The sequence below is a fragment of the Streptomyces sp. NBC_01171 genome, assembly GCF_045039805.1.
Lineage (GTDB): Bacteria > Actinomycetota > Actinomycetes > Streptomycetales > Streptomycetaceae > Streptomyces.
This window is the reverse complement of record NZ_CP108609.1, coordinates 2825031-2851782: the sequence shown is the minus strand read 5'-3', so window position 1 is coordinate 2851782 and position 26752 is coordinate 2825031. Positions and strand designations below refer to the sequence as shown.

The following is a 26752-nucleotide window of genomic DNA, read 5'->3' as shown; positions in this document are numbered from 1 at the left end:
TAATCGCTTGCCGAGGCGGGGCGCCTGCTGGACACAATGTGTATCGCACGCACCGCCGTGGTCGCCGGTCCCCTGTCCCATTTCACCGGCCCTGGCGCCGCTTTTGCGTTCTGCCGGTTCGGGTGACTTCCGTGAGCAATGACCCTTGTCCGGCGTATCAGTTGTCATGTCACCCATGGGGGATTGATCAGGTATGTCGTACGTGGAGATACCGGGCGCACGCGTCCCGGTGCGGATGTGGACCGACCCGGCCACCGTCGAGGACGGCGCGCTGCGCCAGCTCCAGAACGTGGCCACCCTGCCCTGGATCGAGGGCCTCGCCGTGATGCCGGACGTGCACTACGGCAAGGGCGCGACGGTCGGCTCGGTCATCGCCATGCGCGACGCGGTGTGCCCGGCGGCGGTGGGCGTCGACATCGGCTGCGGCATGTCCGCGGTCAAGACCTCCCTCACGGCGAACGACCTCCCCGGCGACCTCACCCGCCTCCGCTCCCGCATCGAGCAGGCCATCCCGGTCGGCCGCGGCATGCACACCACCGCCCTCGACCCCTCCCGCTTCCACGCCCTCCCCACCTCGGGCTGGGACACCTTCTGGTCCCGCTTCGACACGGTCGCGGAGCCGGTCCACTTCCGCCGGGAGCGGGCGGCGTTGCAGATGGGGACACTGGGCAGCGGCAACCACCTGATCGAATGCTGCACCGACACCGAGGGCGCGGTCTGGCTCATGCTGCACTCCGGCTCCCGCAACATCGGCAAGGAGCTCGCCGAGCACCACATCGGCGTCGCCCAGAAGCTCCCGCACAACCAGGGGCTGGTCGACCGTGACCTCGCGGTGTTCGTGTCGGACACCCCGCAGATGGCCGCGTACCGGAACGACCTGTACTGGGCGCAGGAGTACGCGAAGTACAACCGCACCCTGATGATGGCGCTCCTGAAGGACGTCATCCGCAAGGAGTTCAAGAAGGCGAAGCCGACCTTCGAGCCGGAGATCTCCTGCCACCACAACTACGTGGCGGAGGAGCGGTACGACGGCATGGACCTGCTCGTGACCCGTAAGGGCGCGATCCGGGCCGGCTCCGGGGAGTTCGGGATCATTCCGGGCTCGATGGGCACCAGTTCGTACGTCGTGAAGGGGCTCGGCAACGAGAAGTCCTTCAACTCGGCCTCACACGGCGCCGGTCGGCGGATGAGCCGGTCCGCTGCGAAGCGCCGGTTCACTGTGCGGGACCTGGAGGCCCAGACACGGGGCGTCGAGTGCCGCAAGGACGCGGGCGTCCTGGACGAGATTCCGGCCGCCTACAAGGACATCGACCAGGTGATGGCGCAGCAGCGCGACCTGGTGGAAGTGGTGGCCAAACTCAAGCAGTTCGTCTGCGTGAAGGGCTGAGGCGTCTCACAGTTCCCGGTGGACCTTGGTGTTGCTGGCCTGGGCTCGGGGGCGGAGGACCATGAGGTCCACGTTGACGTGGCTGGGGCGGGTCACCGCCCAGGTGATGGCTTCGGCCACGTCGTCGGCCGTCAGGGGTTCGGCGACGCCTTCGTAGACCTTGGCCGCCTTTTCCGTGTCGCCGTCGAAGCGGGTGAGGGCGAATTCCTCGGTCTTGACCATGCCGGGGGCGATCTCGAGGACGCGGACCGGCTTGCCGACGATCTCCAGGCGGAGGGTCTCGGCGAGGACGTGCTCGGCGTGCTTGGCGGCGACGTAGCCCGCGCCGCCCTCGTAGGTGGAGAGACCGGCGGTGGAGGAGACGACGACCACCGTGCCGTCGCCGCTGGCCTCCAGCTTGGGCAGCAGGGCCTGGGTGAGGTTGAGGGTGCCGAGGACGTTCGTCTCGTACATCGTGCGCCAGTGCTCCGGGTCGGCGCTGGCCACCGGGTCCGCGCCGAGCGCGCCGCCCGCGTTGTTGACCAGTACGCCGATGGTGCGGAACGCGCCCGCGAACTCGTCCACCGCCGCCCGGTCCGTCACGTCCAGCGGGTAGGCGGTGGCCGAGTGGCCCGCCTCGGTCAGCTCCTTCGCCAGGGCCTCGATACGGTCGGCCCGGCGCGCGGTGAGCACCACCCGGTACCCGGCCGCCGCGAGCTGCCGCGCGGTGGCCGCCCCGATACCGCTGCTCGCGCCCGTGACGACGGCGATGCGGGACGCGGCGGAGGGGGCGCTGGCCATGGGCTGCTCCTGGGCAGAGAGATCGGGGACTCGCGTCCAGCCTAGGCGAGCCTCAGCCGCCGTTCCTCGGGGCCCACATGATCACGGCCATGCCGGCCAGGCAGATCAGGGCGCCGGTGATGTCGTAGCGGTCGGGGCGGTAGCCGTCCGCGACCACGCCCCACAGGATGGACCCGGCCACGAAGATGCCGCCGTATGCCGCGAGGATGCGGCCGAAGTGGGCGTCCGGCTGGAAGGTGGCGACGAACCCGTACGCGCCCAGCGCCAGCACCCCGCCGGTCATCCACAGCCAGCCCCGGTGCTCGCGTACGCCCTGCCAGACCAGCCACGCGCCGCCGATCTCGAAGAGGGCGGCGATGACGAACAGGGCGGCGGAGCGCAGGATCAGCATGGGGAGAAGCCTGGCACGCGCCCCCCGTTCACCTGTTGGAGGGCGCCTGCGGTCCGGCTCGCGTGGCATACATCGGGTGGGTGGAACCGGTGACGGAAACGGGAGTGGTCGGCGTGCGGGTACGGACGAGGGCATGGCTGCTGCTGGCCGGCTGCGCGGGCGCGGTCCTGTGGGCCGGGGGCCCGGCCCAGGCGGCCCCGGCGCCCCGCGCCGACCTCGCCTTCCACGGCCACGCCGTGATCGACGGCGACCGGATGGAGGTGCGGCTCACCCCGCGCGACCACGGCCCGGCCGCCGTGCCGGAGGCGAGCGTGCGGCTGCGGTGGTCGGTGGGCCCCGCCGGGGCGGTGACGCTGTCGCCGGGGTGCGCGCGGACCGGGGAGCGGACGGTGGTCTGCGGGACCGGCGCGCTCGTCGCGGGCCAGGCGGGGGAGGAGGTCCGGCTGGGGGTCCGGCTGCGGGTGCCCGCGCCGGAGGTGACCCTGGAGGTGGAGACCGCGTGGAACGGCGGGGTCACCGACCCCGACCGCAGCAACGACCGGCTGCGGGTGCTGGTGCTGCCCACCGGCGACGAGTACTCGTTCTGACCCGCGGACGCGAGGAGGACGGCATGGCCGGGAACGACAGCGCGCGGCCCCGGCTGCTCGCGGAGCTGGACGCGGTGTCCCGCCGCTACATCGCCTCCTACGCCCTGTTCAACCAGGCCGTCGCCGACCGCATCGGCCTGCACCCCACCGACCTGCAGTGCCTGAACCTGCTCACCCTGGAGCCCGAGCCCGTCACCACCGGCCACGTCGCCGCGCTCACCGGCCTCACCACCGGCTCCGCGACCCGCCTGGTGGACCGCCTGGAGCGCGCCGGGTACGTCGTACGGCGCCGGGACGCGGGCGACCGGCGCCGGGTGCTGGTCGTCCCCGTACCGGAGAAGATCGCGGAGTTCCGGCACGTCTGGGAGGAGCTGTCCGGCGACTGGTCGCGCATCTTCGGTGAGCTGGACGACACCGAACTCGCCGTCATCATCGGGCACATGCAGCGCACGGTGGAGTTCACCGGGGAGCGGATCGCCCGGCTGCGCGAGGGCCGGGACACCGAAACCGGGGTGTGAGCGCCGGTGAGAGCCGGGTAAAAAGGGCGCCCGCGGGCCCCCGGCCCCGGCCGGAGCGCCGCCGCCCTTGGCAGACTGGGGGCGTGCCCCACACTGTGCTCCTCGCCGAAGACGACCGCGCCATCCGCCATGCCCTGGAGCGGGCCCTGACCCTGGAGGGCTACGCGGTGACGGCGGTCGCCGACGGCGTCGAGGCGCTGGCGCAGGCCCACCGCACCCCGCCGGACGTGCTGCTGCTGGACGTGATGATGCCCGGCATCGACGGCCTCCAGGTCTGCCGGGTGCTGCGCGCCGAGGGCGACCGCACCCCGATCCTGATGCTGACCGCGCTGGTGGAGACCGCCGACCGCATCGCGGGCCTGGACGCGGGCGCCGACGACTACGTGGTCAAGCCCTTCGACGTCGAGGAGGTCTTCGCCCGCCTGCGCGCCCTGCTGCGCCGTACCTCCCCCGCTCCCGCGGGCGAGCCCGGCCCGGCCCGGGACGCGCAGCTCTCCGACCGGCAGATCGAGGGCGCGGGCATCCGCATGGACCTCCAGGCCCGCCGTGCCTGGCGCGCGGGGCGCGAACTGGAGCTGACCAGGACCGAGTTCGAGCTGCTGGAGCTGCTGGTGCGCAACGCGGGCATCGTGCTCGACCACGCCACCATCTACGACCGCATCTGGGGCTACGACTTCGGCCCCGGCTCCAAGAACCTCGCCGTCTACGTCGGTTATCTGCGCCGCAAGCTGGACGCCCCCGGCGCCCCGCAGCTCATCCACACCGTGCGCGGTGTGGGGTACGTCCTGCGGGAGGAGTAGTGGGCCGCTCCTGGCGGCTGCCGGGCGGGTCCCGCACCGGACTGCGCTCGCTGCGCACCACGTTCGCCGTGTCGTTCGCGGCCGTCACCGCCGCGGTCACGATCCTGGTCGGCATCCTGTCGTACGGCTCGGCCGCGCGGCTGGTCCGGGTCGACCAGCAGTCGGTGTTCACGCAGGTCGTGCGGGACGTGCAGGCCGAGGTGCGGCAGCACCCGATGACCCCGGACGACTTCTCCTCCGCCCGGCCCGGCCACGACCTGGTGCGGCCGGCCCGTACGGACGTGCAGGTGCTCGGCGCGCGCGGGGAGGTCGTGGACCACGGCACCCCCGGCCTGCCCGTCACCGCCCGCGACCGCGAGGTGGCCGGGGCGCGGAGCGCGGGGAGACTGGCCGAGCACAAGGACGTACGGGTCGGCGAGGACCTCTTCCGGGTCGCCACCGTCTCGCTCGGCGGTGGCCGGGGCGCGGTGCAGGTGGCGCAGGAGTTCAGCGACACCGAGGACCTGCTGCGCACCCTCCAGCAGCGCACGCTGATCCTGATGGCGGCCGTGGTGGTGGGCGCCGGGCTGTTCGGCTGGTGGCTGGCCCGCCGCATCACCCGGCGCCTGGTGCTGCTGACCTCCGCCGCCGAGGACGTGGCCCGTACCCGGCGACTCGGCATCCAGGTGCCGGTGACCGGGCCGGACGAGGTGGGGCGCCTGGGCCGCGCCTTCGACCGGATGCTGGGCCGGCTCGCCCAGTCCGAGGAGGACCAGCGGCGGCTGGTGCAGGACGCGGGGCACGAGCTGCGCACCCCGCTGACCTCGCTGCGGACGAACATTTCGCTGCTGCGCCGGATCGACGAGCTGCCGCCGGAGACGCGCGAGGACCTGGTGGCGGACCTCACGCTGGAGGCGCGGGAGCTGACCGACCTGGTCAACGAGCTGGTGGACCTGGCCGCCGGGCAGTCGGACTCCGAGCCGCCGCAGTGGGTGGACCTCGCGGACATCGCTGAGGACGTGGTGGGGCTGGCCGTGCGCCGTACCGGCCGGCGGATCGTGCTGGCGGTGAGCGGGGACACGTACGCGGAGGGCCGTCCGGGACTGCTCCAGCGGGCGCTGTCGAACCTCGTGGAGAACGCGGCCAAGTTCGACCGGGAGGGGACGGAGCCCATCGAGGTCCGGGTGGCCGGGGCGGCGGCGGGGACGGTCCGGGTTGAGGTGCTGGACCGGGGGCCCGGTATCGCCGAGGGCGACCTGCTGCGGATCTTCGACCGCTTCTACCGGGCCGCGGAAGCTCGCTCCCAGCCCGGCTCGGGGCTCGGGCTGTCCATCGTCCGGGAGATCGCGATGTCCCACGGCGGGGCGCCGTTCGCCTACCGCAGGGAGGGCGGGGGCGCGGTGATCGGGTTCACGGTGGGCGGGGGAGTGGGCCCCGCCTGAGGTCTAGGGCCGCTCGTCCTGGGGGCCCCGGCGGGCCGCCGAGAGGGTCCAGGCCAGGTTGCCGACCGCCGCTCCGGCCGCGACCGCGGCGACGATCACTCCGCCGGTGGTCAGGCCGTCGCTGAACAGATGCGGGCGCTGGTCGAGGCTGTGCAGGCCGAAGCCGCACAGTTCGTAGACGCCGACGGCCGCGATGGCGAGGCTGACGAAGAGCAGGGTCAGGGTGGGTTTCAGGTCCCGCACATCGACGACCGGCGTCGACGCGGTCCCCGCCGGTTCGGTCTCGGATCGTGTCTGGTGCATGTCTCCCCGATGAACTGGCTTGTGGCTGGGGGCGGTTGAAAACCTACGATACGTAGGGTCGGCCCGGTGCGGGCGTGATTGCCGTGCGGTTGCTCCCTGGGTGTGGACAACGACGGCCGGCCCCTCCGGGCGACGGCTCTGGCGTCCGGACTGGCGAGCGAGGCCGTGCATACGGCCCCCTCCATCATGGCCGACGGCTCAGTGCCGCAGCGCCGTCCCCACGTCGGCCCGTATGTCGCCGGTCAGCTCGCGGTGGCTGCGGGCGGTGGCCCGGCCGGTCGCGCCGGCCGCGACGTCATCGACGTTCACGACCACGGTGTCCTGCAGATCACCCTTGGCGTCACGGAAGTTGACCTGCACGGTGAAGGACTTCTTGTCGCCGGTGGTGTTCTTCGCGGACACCTCGGTCGTGGGTACGCCGCCCTTGCCGGTGGTGACCTTTCCCACCGACACGTCCTTCTTGGCGTCCACCCCGCCCTTGACCTGGTCCAGCTTCCGCTTGGCCTCCGCCGTGGCCGAGGCCACCGTGCCGGAGGCGCGCGAGGCGAGGGAGGAGGCGGCCGAGGCGGCCTTGCTGGCCTGGCCGGAGGGGCTGTTGCCGTCCGAGCAGCCGGTCACCGCGATCCCGAGCGCCACCACCAGGGCCGTACCCACCGCCCGCCGTGTCCCGCACCCAGCCATGCCAGCCTCCCGAATTCGGCTCCGCTGCCCCCAGTGAAGGGGCGGTCACCGGACTCCGCACGCCGGGTACGGCAGGCGGTGGAGGCGGACACCCGAACGGCGCACCGTCGCTCGCGCTCGCGCGGGGCACGGGATGTGCTGCTCCTGACAGGGTGTGGGCGGAGGAGGACCAGCATGGCGGATCGGGAGCCGGGCGACGAGATGGCCCGGCTGCGGGAGCGCGTCGACGCGCTGGAGTCCCGCCCGGCGCCCGTACGGCACCGGACGCGCTCGGCGTGCGCGGTCGTCCTGATCGTCCTCGGCTGCCTGCTCGCGCCGCTGGCCCTGGTCGCCACATGGACGGCCGACCTGGCTGACGACACCGACCGGTACGTCGCCACCGTCGCGCCCCTCGCCCACGATCCCGCCGTGCAGGACGCCGCCGCCGACCGGATCACCGGCGCGCTGATGCAGTACCTGGACCTGGCCCACCTGCTGAAGGACGCCGCCCCCGCCGACCGGCCCCTGCTGGAGAAGGCCCTCGGCGCGCTCGGGAGCTCGCTCGACGACGCGGTGTCCGGCTTCGTCCGGGACAAGGCCCGCGAGGTCGTCGCCTCCGAGACCTTCGCCCGCTTCTGGACCGACGCCAACCGCCGGCTCCACACCACGGTCGACAAGGCGCTGACCGGCAGCGGCGGGGGAGCGGTACGGATCGAGGGCGACGCGGTGACCGTCGATCTCGCCCCCGTCATCCAAGAGGTCAAGACCCGACTGGTGGACGCTGGTCTGAAGCCCGCGGCGAAGATCCCGGACGTGCACACGGACTTCACGGTCCTGCGCACGGAGAAGGTCGCCGACCTCCGTTCCTACTTCCGGCTGCTCCAACTGGCGGGCGTATGGCTGCCGGTCATCGCCGCCGTGCTCCTCGCGGCCGGGGTCTTGCTCGCCGTACGCCGCCGCCGCGCCCTGGTCGCGGCGGCCCTCGGCTTCGCCGTCACCGCCCTCGTCCTGGGCGTGGCCCTCACCGTCTTCCGCGCCTTCTACCTGGACGCCCTCCCCGCCTCGGTGTCCCAGCCCGCCGCCGGAGCCGTCTACGACACCCTGACCCGCTTCCTGCGTACGGCGGTACGAGCGGTCGTCGCCCTCGGCGTCATCCTCGCTCTGGCCGCCTGGCTCAGCGGCCCCGGCCGCCGTGCCCGCGCCGTCCGCCAGGTCTGGCACGCGGGCATCGGTGCGGCCCGTGCCCAGACCGACCGCCTCGGCCTGCGCACCGGCCCGGTGGGCCCCTTCGTCCACCGCCACCGCGTCTGGCTCGGCTGGCTGCTGGTGGCGGGGGCCGTGGTCGCGTTCGTCTTCTGGCCCCACCCCACCGGCTGGGTGGTCGTGGGCCTCGCGCTGGCTCTGCTGTTCGCGTTGGCGGTGGTGGACTTTGTAGGGGAGGAGCGGGCGGGCTGAGCCGTCAGACGGCGTTGCGGCCGCCGTCCACGTCGAGCGTGGCGCCGGTGACGTAGCTGGAGCGGTCGGAGGCGAGGAAGCCGACCAGTTCCGCGATCTCCTCGGGCTCCGCCACGCGGCCCAGCGGAGCGGCGGCGGCGATCTGCTCGACCACCTCGGGGTCGCCCATCGAGGTCCGTACCGGCCCCGGCGCGACGGTGTTCACCCGCACCCCTCGCCCGCCGAACTCGGCGGCCCACGCACGGGTCAGCGCGTGCAGCGCGGCCTTGCTGGCGCTGTAGGCGGCGGCGCCGGGCACCCCCAGGTCGGCGGCGATGCTGCCGATGTTGACGATCGCGCCGCTCTTGTTCTCCAGCATGGCCGGCACGAAGGCGGCGACCAGGAGGAAGGGGGCGCGGACGTTGGTCGCCCAGGTGGCTTCCAGGTCCTCCTGCGCATAGGTCTCGGTGGGCGCCCAGAGGGCGAACCCGGCGTTGTTGACGAGGATGTCGATGTCACCGGCCTCCTGCCGCAGCGCGGTGATCTGCGCCGGGTCGCCGACATCGGCGCGGACGAACCGGGCGGTGCCGCCGGCGTCGGTGATCTGCCGTAGGACGTCGGCGCCGCGCGCGCCGTCCCGGCCGACGACGATCACGTGCGCACCGCGCGCCGCCAGGTGGCGGGCGGTGGCCGCGCCGATCCCGCTGGTGGCCCCGGTGACGAGGGCGCGCCTGCCGGTGAGTTCAGGGGTGTTCTCGGACATGCGTGTCTCCGATGCTCGCTGCGTACGTATTTCTGTAGCGATCGCTAAAGCACGTGCTTCTACACTGTATCGATCGCTATGAAAAAGCAAGCCGGAGAATAGGGGTCGGCGAGGAGCGGGAGGACGGACATGCCAAGGGGCCGCAAGCGGGCGTTCGACAGGGACGGGGCGCTCGACATCGCCATGAACCTCTTCTGGCGGCAGGGGTACACGGGCACGTCGATAGCCGACCTCACGGCCGCCATGGGCATCAACCCGCCGAGTCTGTACGCGACCTTCGGCAACAAGCGCGCCCTGTTCGAGGAGGCGCTGAGCCGCTACGAGAACGAGCGCTCCCGCACTCTCACCGAGTCGATGGCGGAGCCCACCGCGCGGCAGGCGGTACTGAAGTTCCTGACCGGGACCGCCGAGGCCGCGACTCTCCCCGACCGCCCGGCGGGCTGTCTCACCGTGCAGGGGGGCCTCGCCTGCGGCGGCGAGGACGGCGAGATCGTCCAGCTCCTCGCCGCCAGCCGCGCCCGCACCCGCCAGGCCCTGCACGACCGCCTGGAAAAGGCCGTCACCGACGGCGACCTCCCCCCGGCCACGGACTGCGCCGCCCTGGCCCGCTGCGTCGTCGCCACGGCCGAGGGCCTCAACGTGGAGGCATCCGCTGGAGCCACGTACCCCGAACTCGCGGCAGCGGCGGAGGTGGGAGCACGCGTGATCCCGCCCCCGGAGCGCTCCGTCTAGGGCTCAGGGCCAGACGAGGCAGTACGGCTGGTGCCCCGCCTCGTGCAACCGGTGGCTGAAGTCCTGCCACTCGTGCAGGAGTTGGTAGACGTTGAAGGCGTCGCTCGGGCCGCCGCGGTCCGGGACCGTGGACCAGATGAAGGCTGCCGCGCCGACCGCTTCCTCGCCGATGTCGCGGAGCGGGTCGACGACGGTCATGGGGAGCTTGACGACGGCGTAGTCGGGGTGGAGGACGACGAGTTCGAGGGGCGGGACCTTGTGCAGGGGGACGCCCTCGATGCCGGTCAGCACCATCGCGGCCATCGTCTCCGGCTTGATCTTGGTGAACATGCCGTTCATGCCCAGCTCGTCGCCGCCGAGTTCCTCGGGACGCATCGAGATGGGGACGCGGGCCGCGGTCGCGCCGTCCGGCGCACCGAAGTATTTGTACGTCACCCCCACCCGACCACCATTTCTGCTCCCCGCCCCGAGGCGGGCGGCCCGGTCGCCCAGTTCGGGCTCACTCGGTAGACCCTGTGCCTGACGTGCGTCGGCCTGACGTGTTTCGGTCGCTTCCTCCGCTTCGCGCCGGTGCCTTCCCCGCCGGGCTCGCCGAGGACCCAGGTCATCAGTCCCCTCGCCCAGTCCGCCACCGCGATGCATATCTCCACCCGAGTGCTTTTCTAGGACGCGTGGCCCCCGCCGCGCAACCCGATCATCGTGTCAGTGACCTCCCCCACGGCCGCCCGCCGAAACGTGCGGTGAAACCGAAGTCCGCAGGATCTTCCCGGTCTCAGATCACTACGTGCCGCGGAGGTGTGTGTATCAGGTGTCAGTCTCGCAGATCGTCAAAGACCGGCCAGGAAGGTCGGCCGGATCGGCTCCGTGAGAGCGGTCGCCCCCGCCCGGACGGGGCACGGCGCCGCCGCCGGGCCGCTCCGCCTACCCTGAGGGGGTCACCACCCCACCGGAGTCCGAGAAGTCGGAGAAGCCGCACGTCATGAGCGAAACGCCCTACCCCTACGACGCGCCCGCCTCGCAGGCGCTCTTCGACCGCGCCTCCGTCGTCACGCCGGGCGGCGTGAACTCGCCGGTGCGCGCCTTCCGCGCGGTCGGCGGCACGCCCCGGTTCATGGTCTCGGGCAGCGGGCCGTACCTGACCGACGCCGACGGGCGGGAGTACGTCGACCTGGTGTGCTCCTGGGGTCCGATGATCCTCGGGCACTCGCACCCCGAGGTCATCGCCGCCGTCCAGGAGGCGGTCGCGCGCGGCACGTCCTTCGGTACGCCCGGTGAGGGCGAGGTCGCCCTCGCCGAGGAGATCGTCGGCCGCGTCGAGCCGGTCGAGCAGGTGCGGCTCGTCAGCAGCGGCACCGAGGCCACCATGTCGGCGATCCGGCTGGCCCGCGGGTTCACCCGGCGGTCCAAGGTGATCAAGTTCGCCGGCTGCTACCACGGCCACGTCGACTCCCTGCTGGCCTCCGCCGGTTCGGGCCTCGCCACCTTCGCGCTGCCCGACACCCCTGGTGTCACCGGCGCGCAGGCGGGCGACACCATCGTGCTGCCGTACAACGACCTCGAGGCCGTGCAGGAGGCGTTCCACCGGCACCCCGGCGAGATCGCCTGCGTGATCACCGAGGCGTCGCCGGGCAACATGGGCGTCGTCCCACCGGACCCCGGCTTCAACCAGGGCCTGAAGGACGCCTGCGCCAAGAACGGCGCGCTGTACATCTCCGACGAGGTGATGACCGGCTTCCGCACCTCCCGCGCCGGCTGGTACGGCGTCGACGGGGTGAAGCCCGACCTGATGACCTTCGGCAAGGTGATGGGCGGCGGCTTCCCCGCGGCCGCGTTCGGCGGTCGCGCCGACGTCATGGCGCACCTCGCCCCGGCCGGCCCGGTGTACCAGGCGGGCACCCTCTCCGGTAACCCGGTCGCCACCGCCGCCGGTCTCGCCCAGCTCCGGCTGCTGGACGACGCGGCGTACGACAAGGTCGACGCGGTGTCCGCGCAGATCCAGTCGCTGGTCACCGAGGCGCTGACCAAGGAGGGCGTGGCCCACCGGCTGCAGCACGCCTCCAACATGTTCTCGGTGTTCTTCACCGACCGGCAGGTGCGCACCTACGAGGACGCCAAGCGGCAGGAGTCGTTCCGCTTCACCGCGTTCTTCCACTCGCTGCTGGCGAACGGCGTGTACCTGCCGCCCTCGTCCTTCGAGTCCTGGTTCGTGTCCACGGCCCACGACGAGCGGGCCATCCAGAAGATCGCCGACGCCCTCCCGGCGGCGGCCCGAGCAGCCGCGGAGGCGACCGCGTGACCACCCCCGAGAACAAGGCCGGTGCCGCCGGCGAGAAGGACGTCACCGTCGTCCACCTGATGCGCCACGGCGAGGTGCACAACCCCGACGGCCTGCTGTACGGCCGGCTGCCCGGCTACCACCTCTCCGAGCTGGGCCGGAAGATGGCCGAGCGGGTCGCCGAGCACCTGGCCCCGCGCGACATCACGTACGCCGTCGCCTCCCCGCTGGAGCGGGCGCAGGAGACGGCCACCCCGATCGCCAAGGCGCACGGGCTGGACCTCGCCACGGACGCCCGGCTCATCGAGGCCGACAACGTCTTCCAGGGCAAGACCTTCGGTGTCGGGGACGGCGCGCTGCGCAACCCGGACAACTGGAAGCACCTGGTCAACCCGTTCCGGCCGTCCTGGGGCGAGCCGTACGTCGACCAGGTGGTGCGGATGATGGGCGCGCTGAACGCGGCCAAGGACGCGGCGCGCGGGCATGAGGCGGTGCTGGTGAGCCATCAGCTCCCGATCTGGATCGTGCGCAGTTACGTCGAGCGGCGCCGGCTCTGGCACGACCCGCGCAAGCGGCAGTGCACGCTGGCCTCGCTGACGTCCTTCACGTACCTCGGTGACAAGATCGTGTCCGTCGGCTACAGCGAGCCCGCGATCGACCTGGTCCCGGCGCACCTGCGCGCCGGTGCCAAGCCGCAGAAGGGCTCCGAGGCGCAGGGCAAGGCGTTCGGCGCCTGAGACCGCGCCCCGAATCGGTAACCGGAATCCGCACATTCGGTGTGCTTCGTGTGACTTTGCCGTGTCCGTCGCGATGGAGCGGCCCCTCGCGGAACCTCCCCGTTCGTCACATCATCTGACTGGGTGACACCAGTGGGCGTGACGAATCGGGGAGCTCCATGCAGACCATCACCCGGCGGGGAATACTCGGCCTCGGCGCGGGGGCGGCGGCGGCCGGACTCGTCGGCTGCGGTACCTCCGCATCCGTGGACGGCGGCAAGCACCCGAGCGGTTCCGGCAAGCCCTCGCCGAGCCGCACCCCCGCCAAGGCCCGCCCCATCGGCGACGGCTCCACCGCCTTCACCGGCAAGCAGCCCCACCAGCCCGCCCGCCCCGAGCCGCTGGAGCCGGGTCAGATGCCGCCCCAGTTCGTGGTCTTCTCCTGGGACGGCGCCGGCGAGGTCGGCAACGGTCTCTTCCCGCGCTTCCTGGACCTGGCCAAGGAGCACGGCGCGAGCATGACCTTCTTCCTCTCCGGGCTCTATCTGCTGCCCGAGTCGAAGAAGCGGCTCTACAACCCGCCGAACAACCCGCGCGGCGCCTCCGACATCGGCTACCTCACCGACGAGCACGTCAAGGCCACGCTCACCAACGTGCGCCGGGCCTGGCTCGAGGGCCACGAGATCGGCACCCACTTCAACGGGCACTTCTGCGGCGGCTCCGGCACCGTCGGCAACTGGACGCCCGCCCAGTGGCGCAGCGAGATCGAGCAGGCCAAGGCGTTCGTCAAGGAGTGGCGCACCAACACCGGCTGGACCGACCTGCCCGCGCTGCCCTTCGACTACGACAAGGAACTGGTCGGCGGCCGCACCCCCTGTCTGCTCGGCCAGGACAACCTGCTGCCCACCGCCCGCGAGCTGGGCTGGCGCTACGACGCCTCCTCGCCCGGCGGCCGCCAGATGTGGCCGGTCAAGCGCCAGGGCATCTGGGACCTGCCCCTCCAGCAGGTGCCGTTCCCCGGACACTCCTTCGAGGTGCTGTCCATGGACTACAACATGCTGGCCAACCAGTCGGTCAACTCGACCAAGGCCCCCGCCTACAACTATCCGGGCTGGCGCAAGCAGTCGGCGCAGGCGTACATCAGCGGCTTCCAGCGCGCGTACGAGACCAACCGGGCGCCGTTCTTCATCGGCAACCACTTCGAGGAGTGGAACGGCGGGATCTACATGGACTCCGTCGAGGAGGCGTTCAAGCACATCGCGCGCGAGAAGGAAAAGGGCGCGGACGTGCGGCTGGTCTCCTTCCGGCAGTTCGCCGACTGGCTGGACGTGCAGCGGCCCGAGGTGCTGGCGAAGCTGCGCACCCTGGAGGTCGGCCAGAAGCCGGCCGGGGGCTGGAAGGGCTTCCTGGCGGACGGCGGCGGCGGCGCGGGCGGCGCGGACGACAAGAGCGCCAGTCCCGACGCCGCGTGACGATACGTCCGTGATGTCCCGTGTAAATGCCCCTTGAAAGGTACTTTTCGGCCCGGCAGGGGGGCGGGCGAAACCGCCGGAACCGTCATGCGAAACTTTTCACATGAGTACCCGTAGCCGCGCCGCCCTGCTCGGTGCCGTGGCCGCCGCCGCGGCCCTGACCCTGTCCGCGTGCGGCAGCGGCGGGACCTCCGGCGGTGGCGGCGACACCAACTTCGTCACCGGCCACAACGGCATAGACACCGCCGCGAAGAGCGACCGCGCCCAGGCCCCCGCCCTGTCGGGCAGGACGATCGACGGCAAGACCCTCGACGTCGCCGACTACAAGGGCAAGGTCGTCGTCCTCAACGTCTGGGGCTCCTGGTGCGGGCCGTGCCGGGAGGAGGCCAAGTACTTCTCCAAGGTCTCCAAGGCGTACGCGGGCAAGGGCGTGCAGTTCGTCGGGATCAACACCCGCGACACCAGCACCACCCCGGCCCTCGCCTTCGAGAAGGCCAACGAGATCTCGTACCCGAGCCTGTACGACCCGACCGGCAAGCTGATGCTCCGCTTCCCCAAGGGCACGCTCAACCCGCAGCTCATCCCCTCCACGCTGATCCTGGACCGGGACGGGAAGGTCGCCGCGCGGGCGCTGGAGGCGCTCGACGACACGGCCCTGCTGAAGATGCTCAAGCCGGTCCTCGCGGAGAAGTGACGTGAGCGCCCTGCTGACGCTCGCCGCCGTGACGAGCCGTAACGAGACCGTGCTCAACGGCGCCCTGCTGCTCGCCCTGCCCGTCGCGGTGCTGGGCGGGCTGGTCTCCTTCTTCTCGCCCTGCGTGCTCCCCCTGGTCCCCGGCTACCTCTCCTACGTGACCGGCGTCACCGGCACCGACCTGGCCGACGCCCGGCGCGGCCGGATGGCCACCGGCGCCATCCTCTTCGTGCTCGGCTTCACCGTGGTCTTCGTCTCCGGTGGCGCCCTGTTCGGATACTTCGGGCAGACGCTCCAGGGCTACAAGGATGTGCTCACGCATGTCCTGGGCGTCCTGATGATCCTGCTCGGCATCTTCTTCATGGGCCTGATGCCCTGGCTGACCCAGCGCGAGTTCCGCTTCCACAAGCGCCCGGCGACCGGCCTGATCGGCGCGCCGGTGCTCGGCGCGCTCTTCGGGATCGGCTGGACGCCCTGCATCGGTCCGACCCTCGCCTCCGTCGTCGCCCTCTCCTCCCAGCAGGCGAGCGCGGGCCGGGGCGCGATACTGACCGTCGCGTACTGCCTCGGGCTCGGCGTGCCCTTCGTGCTCACCGCGATCGCCTTCCGCAAGGCGCTCGGCGCCTTCGGCTGGGTCAAACGCCACTATGTCTGGGTGATGCGCGCCGGCGGCACGATGATGATCGTGACCGGCGTGCTGCTGCTGACCGGTGCCTGGGACCACCTGGTGCAGGAGATGCAGACCTGGTCCGACGGCTTCTCTGTGGGGATCTGAACGATGAGCGACACCGAAACCGAGCAGAGCCAGGACCAGGAGGGTCTCGGCGCGGCCGGCTCACAGCTCTCCACCGCGCCCCAGGAGGACACCGGCGCCCTGCCGGGCCTCGGCGTCATCGGCTGGGTCCGGTGGTTCTGGCGGCAGCTCACCTCCATGCGGGTCGCGCTGCTGCTGCTCCTGCTGCTCTCCCTCGGCGCGATCCCCGGCTCGCTGATCCCGCAGACCGGCGCCGACGCCGGCAAGGTCGAGGCGTTCCGCGCGGCCCACACCACGCTGGCGCCCCTCTACGACAAGCTCGGGCTGTTCCACGTCTACAGCTCGGTGTGGTTCTCCGCGATCTACATCCTGCTGTTCGTCTCCCTCATCGGCTGCATCGTCCCGCGCACCTGGCAGTTCATCGGCCAGCTCCGCGGCCGCCCGCCGGGCGCCCCCCGGCGCCTGGACCGGCTGCCCGCGTACACCACATGGCGCACCACCGCCGACCCCGAGCAGGTACGCGCGGACGCGCTCGCCCTGCTGAAGAAGCGCCGCTTCCGCGCCCACACCGCGGGTGACGCGGTCGCCGCCGAGAAGGGGTACCTGCGCGAGCTGGGCAACCTGGCATTCCACATCGCGCTGATCGTGCTGCTGATCGCCTTCGCCTCCGGCCAGTTGTTCAAGTCCGACGGCACCAAGCTGGTGGTCGAGGGCGACGGCTTCTCCAACGCGCTCCCGATGTACGACGACTTCAAGTCCGGCAGCCTGTTCCGCAACGACGACCTGGTGCCGTTCAGCTTCGACCTGAAGGACTTCAAGGGCACCTACGAGCTGTCCGGCCCCAACCGCGGCACCCCGCGCACCTACGAGGCGAAGATCGACTACAGCGTGGGCGCGGACGGGAAGACCCGCGCCAAGACGGTCCAGGTCAACCAGCCGCTGAAGATCGACGACTCCAAGGTCTACCTGGTCAGCCACGGCTACGCGCCCGTCATCACCGTCCGCGACGGCAAGGGCAAGGTGGTCTACAAGGACGCCGTGCCGCTGCTCCCGCTGGACGGCAACGTCACCTCGCAGGGCGTCATCAAGGTCATGGACGGCTACCACGACGCCGAGGGCCGGTACGACCAGCTCGGTATCCGGGCCTTCTTCCTGCCGACCTACGGCGGCGGCGCCTCCGTCCTCTCCCAGTTCCCGGCGCTGCTCAACCCGGTGCTCAACCTGGAGCCGTACCACGGCGATCTCGGGGTGAACTCGGGTCTGCCGCAGAGCGTGTACCAGCTCGACAAGAAGCACATGAAGGGCTTCAAGGACGCCCAGGGCAAGCAGCTCCGGGCCAACCTCAAGCCCGGGCAGACCATGAAGCTGCCCGGCGGTGCCGGCACCGTCACCTTCGAGAAGGACGTCAAGGAATGGGCCGGCTTCCAGATCGTCCAGGAGCCGGGTGGCGCCTGGGCACTGGGCGGCGCCGTTGCCGCGATCCTCGGCCTCGCCGCGTCCCTCTTCATCCAGCGCCGCCGGATCTGGGTGCGGGCCGTGCGCGGCGCCGACGGGGTCACGGTGGTCGAGATGGCCGGGCTCGGCCGCAGCGAGTCCGCCAAGGTCCCCGAGGAACTGGGTGACCTCGCCGGAACCCTCTACGACCGCGCGCCGGGCGCCCCCGGCACCCACGAAGACGCATCCCACGCCGTACCTGCCGAAGGGGCTGAGCAGTGACTCTCGCCGCCGCAACCGATCTCGCCGCCGCGACCAACGAGCATCTGGCGAGCATCAGCAACACGCTGATCTACTCCTCGATGGCCGTGTACACGCTGGCCTTCTTCGCCTACATCGCCGAGTGGCTCTTCGGCAGCCGCAGCAAGGTCGGCCGCACGGCCGCCGCGCTCACCGCCGACACCCGGCCGGCCAGGAGCGCCCCCGCCGTCACCGTGAAGCAGGCGGGCGGCACCACGGTGCTGGAGCGCCCGCAGGTCGTCGTGCGCTCCGCCGCCGGCGCCCGGGACGTGCCGGACGGTCCCGGCGCCCACGGTGGTGACGCCCAGGGCGACATGTACGGCCGGATCGCGGTCTCCCTCACCGTGCTCGCCTTCCTGGTGGAGCTGGCCGGTGTGGTCGCCCGCGCGGCCTCCGTGCAGCGCGCCCCCTGGGGCAACATGTACGAGTTCAACCTGACCTTCTCCACGGTCGCGGTCGGCGTGTACCTGGGCCTGCTCGCATGGAAGAAGAACGTGCGCTGGCTCGGCCTGTTCCTGATCACCACGGTCCTGCTGGACCTCGGCCTCGCCGTCACCGTGCTCTACACCGCCAGCGACCAGCTCGTCCCGGCGCTGCACTCGTACTGGCTGTACATCCACGTCTCCACCGCGATCTTCTGCGGCGCGGTGTTCTACGTGGGCGCGGTCGCCACGATCCTGTACCTCTTCAAGGACTCCTACGAGAACAAGCTGGAGAACGGCGGCACGCCGGGCACCTTCGCCCGCTCGGTGCTGGAGCGGCTGCCCGCCTCGGCCTCGCTGGACAAGTTCGCCTACCGGGTCAACGCGGCCGTCTTCCCGCTGTGGACGTTCACGATCATCGCGGGCGCGATCTGGGCGGGCGACGCCTGGGGCCGGTACTGGAACTGGGACCCCAAGGAGACCTGGTCCTTCATCACCTGGGTCGCCTACGCCTGCTACCTCCACGCCCGCGCCACGGCCGGCTGGAAGGGCCGCAAGGCCGCCTACCTGGCGATGATCGCCTTCGGCTGCTGGCTGTTCAACTACTACGGCGTCAACATCTTCGTCAGCGGCAAGCACTCGTACGCGGGCGTCTGAGCGCCGGGTCGTAGACACTGGTGACATGCACGGTTCCATCGAACAGGGCATGAGCCAGACACACGGCAACACGCACATCCGGCACTTCCTGGTGCGGCTGCCGAGGTCCATGGAGGAGGTCTGGCCCGCGGTGGCCGACGCCGAGGGCCTGTCCGCCTGGTGCACCCCGGTCGACGTGCTCGAACCCCGCTTCGACGGCATGGTCGCGCTGCGCGACCTGGGCGCCGGGCGGGTCACCGCCTGGGACGTGGACCGGGTCGCGGAGTACACCGTCGAGGGCGGCGGCCGGCTCCGCTTCCACCTCGAACGCGACGGCGAGCGGGGCAGCACCCTCCGTTTCACCCACGAGTACCAGGGCGAGGGCGCCTCGGAGGCGGAGTGGCGCACCCGCTTCGAACGCCTGATCGACCAAGTGGGCTAGCCGGTCCCCTCCTCACCCGGCCCCGCCCGGAGCGTGTCCCGCGGCCGCGTCAGCCCCGCGTCAGGGGCAAGGCCGCTCAGGCCGGCAGTGCCGACATCAGGTCCCGCAGGCGCTCCACGTACAGGCCCATGTTCTTGGCGGCCACGTCCGTGTCCGGATGGCGGCTGGCCAGCCAGAGGCCGTCGTGGCCGCGGTTGACCCAGACGCAGACCTGGTCGCCGTAGGAGACCCGGAGCAGCGCGTGGGCGTTCTGCTCCGCCCAGCGGTCGGCGCCGGGGATGCCGCGGGTGTCGACGAAGGAGACGATCGAGTACAGGTCCGGGGACGTGGGCCGGAAGTCCGCGCCGAGCAGGCTCAGCACCCGGGCCAGCGGCATCCGGGCCAGGGTGCGGTTGGCCTGGAGCTGGGCGCGCACCGCACGCAGGGTGGCGGTCAGGTCGGGGGCGTGGTCGAGCGGCACCTCGATAGGGGCGCCGCCGACGAACCAGCCGACCGAGTCGCTCCACTGGGACTTCACCCGCGTGTGGAACGGCACCACCGTCCGGTACACCGACTGCTCGCCCAGCTCCTGCACGATCAGCGCGGTCGCCGCCAGCAAGCCGACCAGGCTGCCCCCGTACGGCCGGCAGTACGCCTCGAACGCGGCCGCCGCCTCCGCGCCCACCAGCGGCTCGCAGATCATCCGCTGCGGCGGCAGCGGGCCGCCCGGCTCCACACCCAGCTCCACCGGGAACGAGGGCAGCGTGCCGTCGCAGCGGCGGATGAACTCCCGCCAGCGGGCCACGGTCTCGTGCTCGCCGTCCAGCCGGTCCGCGTCCGCCCGCTCGATCTCGCAGAAGTCCACGTAGCTGGCGGCCGGGGTGCGCACCACCGGGCCGCGCCCCTCCATGCCCGCCGTGTACAGCTCCTCGATCTCGGCCGGGATGCCGTGCAGCGAGTAGGCGTCCACATTGCTGTGGTCGAAGGCGAGGAAGACGGTGGCCGAGTCGTCCCGGACCACGGCCGCGTAGATCAGGTTGGGCCAGCGCAGCGCGTCCGCGACCGTGTCGAAGCGGGACTGGAGATGCGCGGTCAGCGCGGCCGCGTCCATGAACTCGCCCTCAGCCCCCCGGAGCAGTGTGACGTCCTCGGCGTCCAGGGTGAAGCGGCGCAGCTCCTCGCCGTCCTCACCGGCCCAGCGGAAGCCGCTGCGCAGCGTCTCGTGCCGGACCGTCCAGGCCCGCAGGGACTCCTCGAGCACATCGAGGTCGACCGGTCCGGACAGGTCGAAGGAGGTGCCGAGCCAGGTCGGCACGAACAGGCCGTCCTCGCGGACGTGCCGGGCCGTGCGGATGTGCGACTCCTGGATGTAGGCGGGCCTGCGGGAGTCCTCCGGCAGGCCGTGCGCCGTGGCGACGGTCGCCGGACTCAGCGTCCACTCGACGAGCCGGCCCGGCCGGACCTCGCAGCGCTGGATGTCAGTGATTCGCACGCGTCTCCGATCGCAGAAGGGGACCCCGGTGTGGTGGGGCCCCCGTCAAGGGAATGCCGTCGCACGCGGTGGAGACATGCCCGCGCGGGGCTTTTCAGCGGAACGGATGGCGGGCCGAACGCGTGACCGTGTGCCCTCACATTCCGATGTCCTCATTCCACAGCTCGGGGTTCTTCGCCACGAACTCCCGCATCAGCGCCCCGCATTCGGGATCGTCCAGCAGTACGACCTCCACCCCGTGCGCGGCCAGCCACTCGTGTCCGCCGCTGAAGGTCCCCGCCTCCCCGACCACGACCCGCGAGATCCCGAACTGCCGCACCAGCCCGGAGCAGTACCAGCACGGCGACAGCGTGGTCACCATCGTCGTCCCCCGGTACGACCGCCGCCGCCCCGCGTCCCGGAAGGCCGCCGTTTCCGCGTGCGTCGCCGGGTCCCCGTCCTGCACCCGCCGATTACGCCCCCGCCCGAGCACCTGGCCCTCGGGCCCGTAGAGAGCGGCCCCGATCGGGATGCCACCCTCCGCGTATCCCGCCCGCGCCTCTTCGACAGCGGTACACAGCCAGTCCCGCGCCAGCTCCAGATCCATGGGGGCACTGTCCCCGGACCGGTACGGGGGCCAAACGCCCGGCGCCTACGCCCCCACCCGCAGCAGCAGCTTCCCCGTACTCGTCCGGCTCCCCATCAACCGGTGCGCCTCGGCCGCCTCCGCCAGCGGGAACTCGGCGGTGACCGGCAGGGACAGCTCGGCCTCGGCCGCCCTGGCGAACGCCGCCCCGGCCAGGGCGCGCAGGGTGTCCGGCGCCGTCGTGGCCAGGGTGAGGATGGAGAAGCCCGCGACCGAGATGCCCCGCGGGTACAGCTCGGCCGGGCCCACGCTCCACGCACCGGACGAGCCCGCGTCCCCGTAGGAGACCAGGCGGCCGAACGGGGCCAGTACGGTCAGGCCCGCGCGCACCGAGTCACCGCCGACCGGGTCCAGGACCAGATCGACCCCGCGCCCGCCGGTGGCCTCCCGCACCGGGTCCGGGAAGTCACCGACGAACACCTCGTCGTAGCCGTGCTCCGTGGCGTACGCCGCCTTCGCCGCCGAGGAGACCACGCCGTACACCGCCCCGGCGCCCGCCGCCCGCGCCAACTGGCCGGCCGCCGTGCCGACGCCGCCCGCCGCGCCGTGCACCAGGACCGATTCGCCTGGCTGGAGCCGGCCCACCGTGTGGATCAGGGCGTACGCCGTGGGCATCACCGCCGGCAGGGTGGCCGCCGTGCGCAGGTCCGTGCCGGCGGGGACGGCGAAGACCGCCGACGCGTCGGCGACGGCCACCTCCGCGTACCCACCGCCCCCCACGAGCGCCGCCACCTCCTGGCCGACGGTCAGGTCCGTGACCCCCGCGCCGAGCGCGCGTACCCGGCCGGAGACCTCCAGGCCGGGCCTGAACGGCAGTTCCGGCACCCGGTACCCGTCCGCGCGGGCCTTCAGGTCGGCGAAGTTCACCCCCGCGTACGCCACGTCGACGCTCACCTGGCCGGGGCCGGGCTCGGGCACCCCGGCCGGGACCACCTCCAGTACCTCGGGACCGCCGCACCGCTGGATCTCGATCGCACGCATGCCAGACTCCCCGGTCGCCACCTGAAGTGGGTGTTCAATGGAAAGCGAACACCTGCGACTGTATGATTCCCATCGAACACTTGGCAAGCGGAGCCGCGGCACGGGCGCGGCGGCGAGGAGGACGGCATGGCCGCGAACGGTCACCGGGCCGCCCCCGAGCACACCCACCCCGGCGAGGTGACGGTGGCGAACGCTTTGGCCGCGCTGGCCGACCCCGTACGCGGCACCCTGGTCCGGGAGCTGGCCGGGTCCGCCGACTGGAGCCGCACCTGCGGCAGCTTCGACGTACCGGTCGGCAAGGCGGCCCTCAGCCACCACTTCGCGGTGCTGCGGGCGGCCGGGCTGGTCGAGCAGCGCGACGAGGGCGCCCGGCGCGTCAACCGGCTCCGGCGCGCCGAGTTCGACGCACGCTTCCCCGGACTGCTGGACCTGGTCCTCAGGGGCGACCGACCTCCGGGGCCGGCCGGGTCACTCCGTACCCGGCTCGTCCTTCTTCAGGGAGCGCAGGAAGTCCGGGTTGTCGTCGGGGGCCACCCAGGTCGGGGCGGGGCCGGCCGGCCGGCGGACCTTGCCGGTGATCAGCCAGGCCAGGGGACCGACCAGGACCTCGCCGAAGAGCAGCACGATGAACACCCAGGACACCTTCGGCAGGTGGCGGACCTCGTCCTCGGGGGTGTTCAGACAGTCCACGAACGCGTAGATCCACAGGGCCAGGACCAGCAGGAACGGCAGATACCTGAGCATGGTCGCGCGATCTCCCCACGGTGTGGACGGCCCCGGTGACCGGGCCAGCGTAGCCGGTGGCCGATACTGGGACACATGGCTTACGACGATCTTCGCTCCCTGCTGCGGGCGCTGGAGCGCGAGGGAGACCTCAAGCGCATCAAGGCCGAGGTCGACCCATACCTGGAGGTCGGTGAGATCGTCGACCGGGTGCAGAAGGCCGGCGGACCGGCGCTGCTCTTCGAGAACGTCAAGGGCTCCGCGATGCCCCTGGCGATGAACGTCTTCGGCACCGACCGCCGCCTGCTCAAGGCGCTCGGGCTGAAGTCGTACGCGGAGATCTCGGACAAGATCGGCGGGCTGCTGCGGCCCGAGCTGCCGCACGGCTTCGTCGGCGTCCGCGAGGCGTTCGGCAAGCTCGGTGCGATGGCGCACGTACCGCCGAAGAAGGTCAAGGGCGACCACGCGCCCGTCCAGGAGGTCGTCCTCACCGGTGACGACGTGGACCTGGACGCGCTCCCGGCCCTGTTCACCTGGCCCCAGGACGGCGGGTCCTTCTTCAACCTCGGGCTCACCCACACCAAGGACCCCGACACCGGCGTCCGCAACCTCGGTCTGTACCGGCTCCAGCGGCACGACAAGCGCACCATCGGCATGCACTGGCAGATCCACAAGGACAGCCGGAACCACTACCAGGTCGCCGCCCGCCGCGGTGAGCGGCTGCCGGTCGCCATCGCCTTCGGCTGCCCGCCCGCCGTCACCTACGCCTCCACCGCGCCGCTGCCCGGTGACATCGACGAGTACCTGTTCGCCGGGTTCATCGCGGGCAAGCGGATCGAGATGGTCGACTGCAAGACCGTCCCGCTCCAGGTGCCGGCCAACGCCGAGGTCGTCATCGAGGGGTGGCTGGAGCCGGGCGAGATGCTGCCCGAGGGTCCCTTCGGCGATCACACCGGCTTCTACACCCCGCAGGAACCGTTCCCCGCGCTGAAGATCGACTGCGTGACGATGCGGAAGCGGCCGCTGCTGCAGTCCATCGTGGTCGGCCGTCCGCCCACCGAGGACGGGCCGCTCGGCCGGGCCACGGAGCGCTTCTTCCTGCCGCTGCTGAAGATCATCATCCCGGACATCGTGGACTACCACCTCCCCGAGGCGGGCGGCTTCCACAACTGCGCGATCGTCTCGATCGACAAGAAGTACCCGAAGCACGCGCAGAAGGTGATGTCCGCGATCTGGGGGGCGCACATGATGTCCCTGACCAAGCTGATCGTGGTCGTCGACTCCGACTGCGACGTGCACGATCTGCACGAGGTCGCCTGGCGGGCGCTGGGCAACACCGACTACGCCCGTGACCTGGTGGTCGCCGAGGGCCCCGTCGACCACCTCGACCACGCCTCCTACCAGCAGTTCTGGGGCGGCAAGGCGGGCATCGACGCCACGAAGAAGCTGCCCGAGGAGGGCTACACGAGGGACGGGGGCTGGCCGGAGATGGTCCTGTCGGACCCGGATACGGCCGAACGGGTCACCCGGCGCTGGAAGGAGTACGGACTGTGAAGGACATCGGAATGATGGCGTCGAGCAGCGCGAAGACGGGGTCTCCCCGCCGACGCGGGGATGATCCGGAGTACGGGCTGTGAGCACTGCCGCCGCCGTCCCGCAGCCGGGGCGCACCAAGGCGTTCCTCCGCCTGGTGATGATCGAGCACTCGGTCTTCGCGCTGCCCTTCGCGTACATCGCCTCGCTCACCGCCATGTACCAGTGGGACAAGAACATCCACTGGGCGCGGCTGCTGCTGGTGACCATCTGCATGGTCGGCCTGCGCACCTTCGCCATGGCGGTCAACCGGATCATCGACCGGGAGATCGACGCCCGTAACCCGCGCACCGCCCACCGCGAGCTGGTCACCGGCGCGATGTCGGTACGGCACGCGTGGACCGGCGCGCTGGTCGCGCTGGTGGTCTTCCTCGGTGCGGCCGCGCTGCTGAACCCGCTGTGCCTGGCGCTCGCGCCGATCGCGGTGATCCCGATGGTCGTCTATCCGTACGGCAAGCGGTTCACCAACTTCCCGCAGGCGATCCTGGGCATCGCGCAGGCGATGGGCCCGGTCGGCGGCTGGCTGGCGATCTCCGGCACCTGGTCCTGGGACGCGGTGATCCTGGGTCTCGCGGTCGGCATCTGGATCGGCGGCTTCGACCTGATCTACGCCTGCCAGGACGTGGAGACCGACCGCGAGGTGGGCGTGAAATCGGTCCCGGCCCGCTTCGGCATCCCGGCCGCGATCTGGGGCGCGCGGGTCTGCCACGCCGTCACGATGGCCCTCTTCATCTGGTACGCCGTCCTCACCCACGCGGGCCCGTTCTTCTGGCTGGGCCTGGTGATCGTGGGCTCGGCGTTCGTGTACGAACACCGCATCGTCCGCCCGCACGACCTGTCCCGCCTGAACCGGGCGTTCTTCTCCACCAACGGCTTCATCGGCATCAGCCTCTTCGTCTGCGCCTTGATCGACCTGCTGATGCGGGGACTGACCGTCTGACCCGATCGAGTGGCGCCCCACCACCCGTCCGGTCGGGCTCCGCGCGCGGTGCCTACGCTGGTGGGGCGTCGGCCAGGACGCCTCCCCGCCGGGCGGGGGTGGTCCCAGCGCGATGCCGATGAGTCGGTCCACGCTCCAGTCGTCCCCGCGCCTGCGGGGCTTTCGTGGACGGTCCGGCCGACGCTCTTCCCGATCTGCCGTACGGCGGCTGCGCGTTCACCCCACCCGGCCTGAGCACAGTGCGTCACGCCGGTACTCTCAAGGTGTGAACGCAGGACAAACGCAGCGCGTGCCTTGGATCGTGGGGGTTTCGGGAGCTTCCGGGACGCCGTACGCGGCGGCGGTGCTGCGGGCGCTGCTGGACGCCGGGGAGGACGTCGACCTGGTGGTCAGCCGGGCCTCGCGGCTGACGCTGCTGGACGAGACGGGGATCTCGTTCCGGGACGCCCACTGGCGCGAGGACCTGCGGGACTGGCTGGCGCGCGGCGCCGACGGCAAGCCGGACAGCTTCGAGCCCGACCTCGGCCGGGTGCGGTACTGGAACGCGGGCGACCTCGCGGCGGGACCGTCCTCGGGGTCGTATCCGGTCAAGGGCATGCTGATCGTGCCGGCGTCCACGGCGTGCGTCGCGGGGGTGGCCCTGGGCCTGTCCAAGGACCTGCTCCAGCGGGCGGCGAGCGTGACGCTGAAGGAGCGCAGGCCGCTGGTGGTGGCGGTGCGCGAGACCCCGCTGAACGGGCAGACCCTGCGCCAGCTCGTCGCGCTGGACGAGGCCGGGGCGAGCGTGGTCCCCGCCTCGCCGGCCTTCTACGCGGGCGCCACCCACATCCAGGACCTGGTGGACTTCGTCGCCGGGCGGGTGCTGGACGCGGCGGGCGTGCGGCACGGCCTGTACCGGCGCTGGAAGGGCGAGCTGGGCGGCGGCGCGCAGAACAAGTAGGCGTGCAGGGCAAGTAGCGGTACCTCACTTCACTACGGCGAATTTCACACCGGAAGGCTTCGATCGCATGGACGCGGTGGACAGGCAGCTCATCCAGGCCCTGAGGGAGAACGGCCGGGCCTCGTACGCGGAGCTGGGGCGCCTCGTCGGCCTGTCGGGACCCAGCGTCACCGACCGCATCAACCGGCTGGAGGCGGCCGGAGTCATCACCGGTTACCGCGCCACGGTGGACGCGGCCTCGCTGGGCCTGGGTGTCACCGCGCTGATCGGCATCTCGCTGTCCGACGCCGCCGACCACGAGGACGTGGCCCGCAGGCTGAAGGACCTCACCGAGATCGAGGACTGCTGGTTCATCGCCGGCGACGACTCCTTCATGCTCAAGGTCCGCTCCTCCGACGTGGACGGTCTGGAGAAGACGATCCGCCGGCTGAGCGGCACCAAGGGCGTCTCCCGCACCCGCACCACCATCGTGCTCTCCACCAAGTGGGAGAACCGGGTCGGGGAGCTGCCCGAAGAGGTGTAGCCGCGCGGGAACGCCGGTTCGGGGGAGTACGGTTG

29 protein-coding genes and 1 pseudogene are annotated in these 26752 nt (G+C 71.6%); 20 read left to right on the top strand and 10 right to left on the bottom strand.

Going from position 1 to position 26752, the window contains the following annotated elements:
* Positions 1 to 193 precede the first annotated feature (193 nt).
* Positions 194 to 1387 (top strand): RtcB family protein, encoded by a 1194-nt coding sequence (locus OG448_RS13050; RefSeq protein ID WP_405553698.1) that lies wholly within the window; start codon positions 194 to 196, stop codon positions 1385 to 1387.
* Positions 1388 to 1393: 6 nt separating this feature from the next.
* Here the strand turns inward: OG448_RS13050 and OG448_RS13045 are convergent, their stop codons facing one another.
* On the bottom strand, positions 1394 to 2167 hold the full coding sequence (locus tag OG448_RS13045; protein WP_405553696.1) for an SDR family NAD(P)-dependent oxidoreductase: 774 nt from the start codon (positions 2165 to 2167) through the stop codon (positions 1394 to 1396).
* A gap of 52 nt (positions 2168 to 2219) precedes the next feature.
* Positions 2220 to 2558 carry a YnfA family protein gene (locus tag OG448_RS13040; protein WP_405553695.1) on the bottom strand — a complete coding sequence of 113 codons (339 nt, stop codon included), beginning with the start codon at positions 2556 to 2558 and terminating at the stop codon, positions 2220 to 2222.
* An 89-nt stretch (positions 2559 to 2647) separates the two neighbouring features.
* Between OG448_RS13040 and OG448_RS13035 the strand changes: the two genes are divergently transcribed.
* From OG448_RS13035 to OG448_RS13020, 4 genes are all read left to right on the top strand, one after another.
* Positions 2648 to 3145, top strand: coding sequence for a hypothetical protein (locus OG448_RS13035; protein ID WP_405553693.1), 498 nt, complete (start codon positions 2648 to 2650; stop codon positions 3143 to 3145).
* Positions 3146 to 3168: 23 nt separating this feature from the next.
* Positions 3169 to 3663: a MarR family winged helix-turn-helix transcriptional regulator gene (locus OG448_RS13030; RefSeq protein WP_405553692.1), complete on the top strand. Its 495-nt coding sequence runs from the start codon at positions 3169 to 3171 to the stop codon at positions 3661 to 3663.
* Positions 3664 to 3746: 83 nt separating this feature from the next.
* Positions 3747 to 4463 carry a response regulator transcription factor gene (locus OG448_RS13025; protein WP_405553690.1) on the top strand — a complete coding sequence of 239 codons (717 nt, stop codon included), beginning with the start codon at positions 3747 to 3749 and terminating at the stop codon, positions 4461 to 4463.
* Positions 4463 to 5884, top strand: a complete 1422-nt coding sequence (locus tag OG448_RS13020; RefSeq protein ID WP_405553688.1) for an ATP-binding protein — start codon at positions 4463 to 4465, stop codon at positions 5882 to 5884. The genes OG448_RS13025 and OG448_RS13020 overlap by 1 nt, the downstream gene beginning before the upstream one ends.
* Before the next feature lie 3 nt (positions 5885 to 5887).
* Here OG448_RS13020 and OG448_RS13015 read toward each other — a convergent pair whose 3' ends face one another.
* Together OG448_RS13015 and OG448_RS13010 are read right to left on the bottom strand one after the other, a co-directional pair.
* On the bottom strand, positions 5888 to 6187 hold the full coding sequence (locus tag OG448_RS13015) for a hypothetical protein (RefSeq protein WP_405553686.1): 300 nt from the start codon (positions 6185 to 6187) through the stop codon (positions 5888 to 5890).
* A 198-nt stretch (positions 6188 to 6385) separates the two neighbouring features.
* On the bottom strand, positions 6386 to 6841 hold the full coding sequence (locus tag OG448_RS13010) for a hypothetical protein (RefSeq protein ID WP_405553685.1): 456 nt from the start codon (positions 6839 to 6841) through the stop codon (positions 6386 to 6388).
* A 201-nt stretch (positions 6842 to 7042) separates the two neighbouring features.
* Here OG448_RS13010 and OG448_RS13005 point away from each other — a divergent pair, with 201 nt between their 5' ends.
* The gene (locus tag OG448_RS13005; RefSeq protein WP_405553683.1) at positions 7043 to 8302 is read left to right on the top strand and encodes a hypothetical protein; all 1260 of its coding nucleotides are present in this window, start codon (positions 7043 to 7045) and stop codon (positions 8300 to 8302) included.
* Between the two features lie 4 nt (positions 8303 to 8306).
* On the opposite strand, the gene OG448_RS13000 is transcribed toward OG448_RS13005, so the two are convergent.
* A complete protein-coding gene (locus OG448_RS13000; RefSeq protein WP_405553682.1) occupies positions 8307 to 9044 on the bottom strand; it encodes an SDR family NAD(P)-dependent oxidoreductase in 738 nt (245 codons plus the stop codon).
* Positions 9045 to 9173: 129 nt separating this feature from the next.
* Between OG448_RS13000 and OG448_RS12995 the strand changes: the two genes are divergently transcribed.
* Entirely contained in the window at positions 9174 to 9776 is a 603-nt protein-coding gene (locus OG448_RS12995) for a TetR/AcrR family transcriptional regulator (protein WP_405553680.1), read from the top strand.
* A 3-nt stretch (positions 9777 to 9779) separates the two neighbouring features.
* Here OG448_RS12995 and OG448_RS12990 read toward each other — a convergent pair whose 3' ends face one another.
* Entirely contained in the window at positions 9780 to 10418 is a 639-nt protein-coding gene (locus OG448_RS12990) for a hypothetical protein (protein ID WP_405553679.1), read from the bottom strand.
* 337 nt (positions 10419 to 10755) lie between these two features.
* Between OG448_RS12990 and hemL the strand changes: the two genes are divergently transcribed.
* The 8 genes from hemL to OG448_RS12950 all read left to right on the top strand — a co-directional run bounded on the left by hemL (position 10756) and on the right by OG448_RS12950 (position 18921).
* A complete protein-coding gene (gene hemL, locus OG448_RS12985; RefSeq protein ID WP_405553677.1) occupies positions 10756 to 12072 on the top strand; it encodes a glutamate-1-semialdehyde 2,1-aminomutase in 1317 nt (438 codons plus the stop codon).
* A gap of 59 nt (positions 12073 to 12131) precedes the next feature.
* Positions 12132 to 12788, top strand: a complete 657-nt coding sequence (locus OG448_RS12980) for a histidine phosphatase family protein (protein WP_403385714.1) — start codon at positions 12132 to 12134, stop codon at positions 12786 to 12788.
* Between the two features lie 158 nt (positions 12789 to 12946).
* On the top strand, positions 12947 to 14239 hold the full coding sequence (locus tag OG448_RS12975; protein ID WP_405553675.1) for a hypothetical protein: 1293 nt from the start codon (positions 12947 to 12949) through the stop codon (positions 14237 to 14239).
* Positions 14240 to 14342: 103 nt separating this feature from the next.
* Positions 14343 to 14933: a TlpA family protein disulfide reductase gene (locus OG448_RS12970; protein ID WP_405553674.1), complete on the top strand. Its 591-nt coding sequence runs from the start codon at positions 14343 to 14345 to the stop codon at positions 14931 to 14933.
* A gap of 1 nt (position 14934) precedes the next feature.
* Positions 14935 to 15708, top strand: coding sequence for a cytochrome c biogenesis protein CcdA (locus OG448_RS12965; RefSeq protein WP_391295510.1), 774 nt, complete (start codon positions 14935 to 14937; stop codon positions 15706 to 15708).
* Between the two features lie 3 nt (positions 15709 to 15711).
* Positions 15712 to 17403, top strand: coding sequence for a cytochrome c biogenesis protein ResB (locus tag OG448_RS12960; protein WP_405553672.1), 1692 nt, complete (start codon positions 15712 to 15714; stop codon positions 17401 to 17403).
* Positions 17400 to 18500: a c-type cytochrome biogenesis protein CcsB gene (gene ccsB / locus OG448_RS12955; RefSeq protein WP_405553671.1), complete on the top strand. Its 1101-nt coding sequence runs from the start codon at positions 17400 to 17402 to the stop codon at positions 18498 to 18500. The genes OG448_RS12960 and ccsB overlap by 4 nt, the downstream gene beginning before the upstream one ends.
* 25 nt (positions 18501 to 18525) lie before the next feature.
* Positions 18526 to 18921 (top strand): hypothetical protein, encoded by a 396-nt coding sequence (locus OG448_RS12950; RefSeq protein WP_405553669.1) that lies wholly within the window; start codon positions 18526 to 18528, stop codon positions 18919 to 18921.
* Positions 18922 to 18997: 76 nt separating this feature from the next.
* Here OG448_RS12950 and OG448_RS12945 read toward each other — a convergent pair whose 3' ends face one another.
* From OG448_RS12945 to OG448_RS12935, 3 genes are all read right to left on the bottom strand, one after another.
* The gene (locus OG448_RS12945) at positions 18998 to 20392 is read right to left on the bottom strand and encodes a condensation domain-containing protein (protein ID WP_405553668.1); all 1395 of its coding nucleotides are present in this window, start codon (positions 20390 to 20392) and stop codon (positions 18998 to 19000) included.
* 136 nt (positions 20393 to 20528) lie between these two features.
* Positions 20529 to 20978: a nucleoside deaminase gene (locus tag OG448_RS12940; RefSeq protein ID WP_405553666.1), complete on the bottom strand. Its 450-nt coding sequence runs from the start codon at positions 20976 to 20978 to the stop codon at positions 20529 to 20531.
* Positions 20979 to 21023: 45 nt separating this feature from the next.
* The gene (locus OG448_RS12935; RefSeq protein WP_405553664.1) at positions 21024 to 21998 is read right to left on the bottom strand and encodes a zinc-binding alcohol dehydrogenase family protein; all 975 of its coding nucleotides are present in this window, start codon (positions 21996 to 21998) and stop codon (positions 21024 to 21026) included.
* Between the two features lie 126 nt (positions 21999 to 22124).
* Between OG448_RS12935 and OG448_RS12930 the strand changes: the two are divergent.
* Positions 22125 to 22445, top strand: a pseudogene (locus OG448_RS12930) (ArsR/SmtB family transcription factor); the annotation flags it as partial.
* 21 nt (positions 22446 to 22466) lie between these two features.
* Here OG448_RS12930 and OG448_RS12925 read toward each other — a convergent pair.
* The gene (locus OG448_RS12925; RefSeq protein ID WP_405553661.1) at positions 22467 to 22742 is read right to left on the bottom strand and encodes a PLD nuclease N-terminal domain-containing protein; all 276 of its coding nucleotides are present in this window, start codon (positions 22740 to 22742) and stop codon (positions 22467 to 22469) included.
* Between the two features lie 75 nt (positions 22743 to 22817).
* Between OG448_RS12925 and OG448_RS12920 the strand changes: the two genes are divergently transcribed.
* From OG448_RS12920 to OG448_RS12905, 4 genes are all read left to right on the top strand, one after another.
* Positions 22818 to 24275 carry a menaquinone biosynthesis decarboxylase gene (locus OG448_RS12920; RefSeq protein ID WP_405553659.1) on the top strand — a complete coding sequence of 486 codons (1458 nt, stop codon included), beginning with the start codon at positions 22818 to 22820 and terminating at the stop codon, positions 24273 to 24275.
* A 79-nt stretch (positions 24276 to 24354) separates the two neighbouring features.
* Complete coding sequence (gene mqnP, locus OG448_RS12915; protein ID WP_405553657.1) at positions 24355 to 25254, top strand: menaquinone biosynthesis prenyltransferase MqnP; 900 nt, start codon at positions 24355 to 24357, stop codon at positions 25252 to 25254.
* A 289-nt stretch (positions 25255 to 25543) separates the two neighbouring features.
* On the top strand, positions 25544 to 26194 hold the full coding sequence (locus OG448_RS12910; protein ID WP_405553656.1) for a UbiX family flavin prenyltransferase: 651 nt from the start codon (positions 25544 to 25546) through the stop codon (positions 26192 to 26194).
* A 67-nt stretch (positions 26195 to 26261) separates the two neighbouring features.
* Positions 26262 to 26717 carry an Lrp/AsnC family transcriptional regulator gene (locus OG448_RS12905; RefSeq protein ID WP_018543802.1) on the top strand — a complete coding sequence of 152 codons (456 nt, stop codon included), beginning with the start codon at positions 26262 to 26264 and terminating at the stop codon, positions 26715 to 26717.
* The last annotated feature ends 35 nt before the right edge of the window (positions 26718 to 26752 follow it).

What these genes read in the sequence shown, in the direction of transcription:
- OG448_RS13050 (WP_405553698.1), top strand. Translation starts at nt 194, where the DNA reads ATGTCGTACGTGGAGATACCGGGCGCACGCGTCCCGGTGCGGATGTGG.
- OG448_RS13045 (WP_405553696.1), bottom strand. Translation starts at nt 2,167, where the DNA reads ATGGCCAGCGCCCCCTCCGCCGCGTCCCGCATCGCCGTCGTCACGGGC.
- OG448_RS13040 (WP_405553695.1), bottom strand. Translation starts at nt 2,558, where the DNA reads ATGCTGATCCTGCGCTCCGCCGCCCTGTTCGTCATCGCCGCCCTCTTC.
- OG448_RS13030 (WP_405553692.1), top strand. Translation starts at nt 3,169, where the DNA reads ATGGCCGGGAACGACAGCGCGCGGCCCCGGCTGCTCGCGGAGCTGGAC.
- OG448_RS13015 (WP_405553686.1), bottom strand. Translation starts at nt 6,187, where the DNA reads ATGCACCAGACACGATCCGAGACCGAACCGGCGGGGACCGCGTCGACG.
- OG448_RS13005 (WP_405553683.1), top strand. Translation starts at nt 7,043, where the DNA reads ATGGCGGATCGGGAGCCGGGCGACGAGATGGCCCGGCTGCGGGAGCGC.
- OG448_RS13000 (WP_405553682.1), bottom strand. Translation starts at nt 9,044, where the DNA reads ATGTCCGAGAACACCCCTGAACTCACCGGCAGGCGCGCCCTCGTCACC.
- OG448_RS12995 (WP_405553680.1), top strand. Translation starts at nt 9,174, where the DNA reads ATGCCAAGGGGCCGCAAGCGGGCGTTCGACAGGGACGGGGCGCTCGAC.
- OG448_RS12990 (WP_405553679.1), bottom strand. Translation starts at nt 10,418, where the DNA reads ATGCATCGCGGTGGCGGACTGGGCGAGGGGACTGATGACCTGGGTCCT.
- hemL (WP_405553677.1), top strand. Translation starts at nt 10,756, where the DNA reads ATGAGCGAAACGCCCTACCCCTACGACGCGCCCGCCTCGCAGGCGCTC.
- OG448_RS12980 (WP_403385714.1), top strand. Translation starts at nt 12,132, where the DNA reads ATGCGCCACGGCGAGGTGCACAACCCCGACGGCCTGCTGTACGGCCGG.
- OG448_RS12975 (WP_405553675.1), top strand. Translation starts at nt 12,947, where the DNA reads ATGCAGACCATCACCCGGCGGGGAATACTCGGCCTCGGCGCGGGGGCG.
- OG448_RS12970 (WP_405553674.1), top strand. Translation starts at nt 14,343, where the DNA reads ATGAGTACCCGTAGCCGCGCCGCCCTGCTCGGTGCCGTGGCCGCCGCC.
- OG448_RS12960 (WP_405553672.1), top strand. Translation starts at nt 15,712, where the DNA reads ATGAGCGACACCGAAACCGAGCAGAGCCAGGACCAGGAGGGTCTCGGC.
- OG448_RS12950 (WP_405553669.1), top strand. Translation starts at nt 18,526, where the DNA reads ATGCACGGTTCCATCGAACAGGGCATGAGCCAGACACACGGCAACACG.
- OG448_RS12940 (WP_405553666.1), bottom strand. Translation starts at nt 20,978, where the DNA reads ATGGATCTGGAGCTGGCGCGGGACTGGCTGTGTACCGCTGTCGAAGAG.
- OG448_RS12935 (WP_405553664.1), bottom strand. Translation starts at nt 21,998, where the DNA reads ATGCGTGCGATCGAGATCCAGCGGTGCGGCGGTCCCGAGGTACTGGAG.
- OG448_RS12925 (WP_405553661.1), bottom strand. Translation starts at nt 22,742, where the DNA reads ATGCTCAGGTATCTGCCGTTCCTGCTGGTCCTGGCCCTGTGGATCTAC.
- OG448_RS12920 (WP_405553659.1), top strand. Translation starts at nt 22,818, where the DNA reads ATGGCTTACGACGATCTTCGCTCCCTGCTGCGGGCGCTGGAGCGCGAG.
- OG448_RS12905 (WP_018543802.1), top strand. Translation starts at nt 26,262, where the DNA reads ATGGACGCGGTGGACAGGCAGCTCATCCAGGCCCTGAGGGAGAACGGC.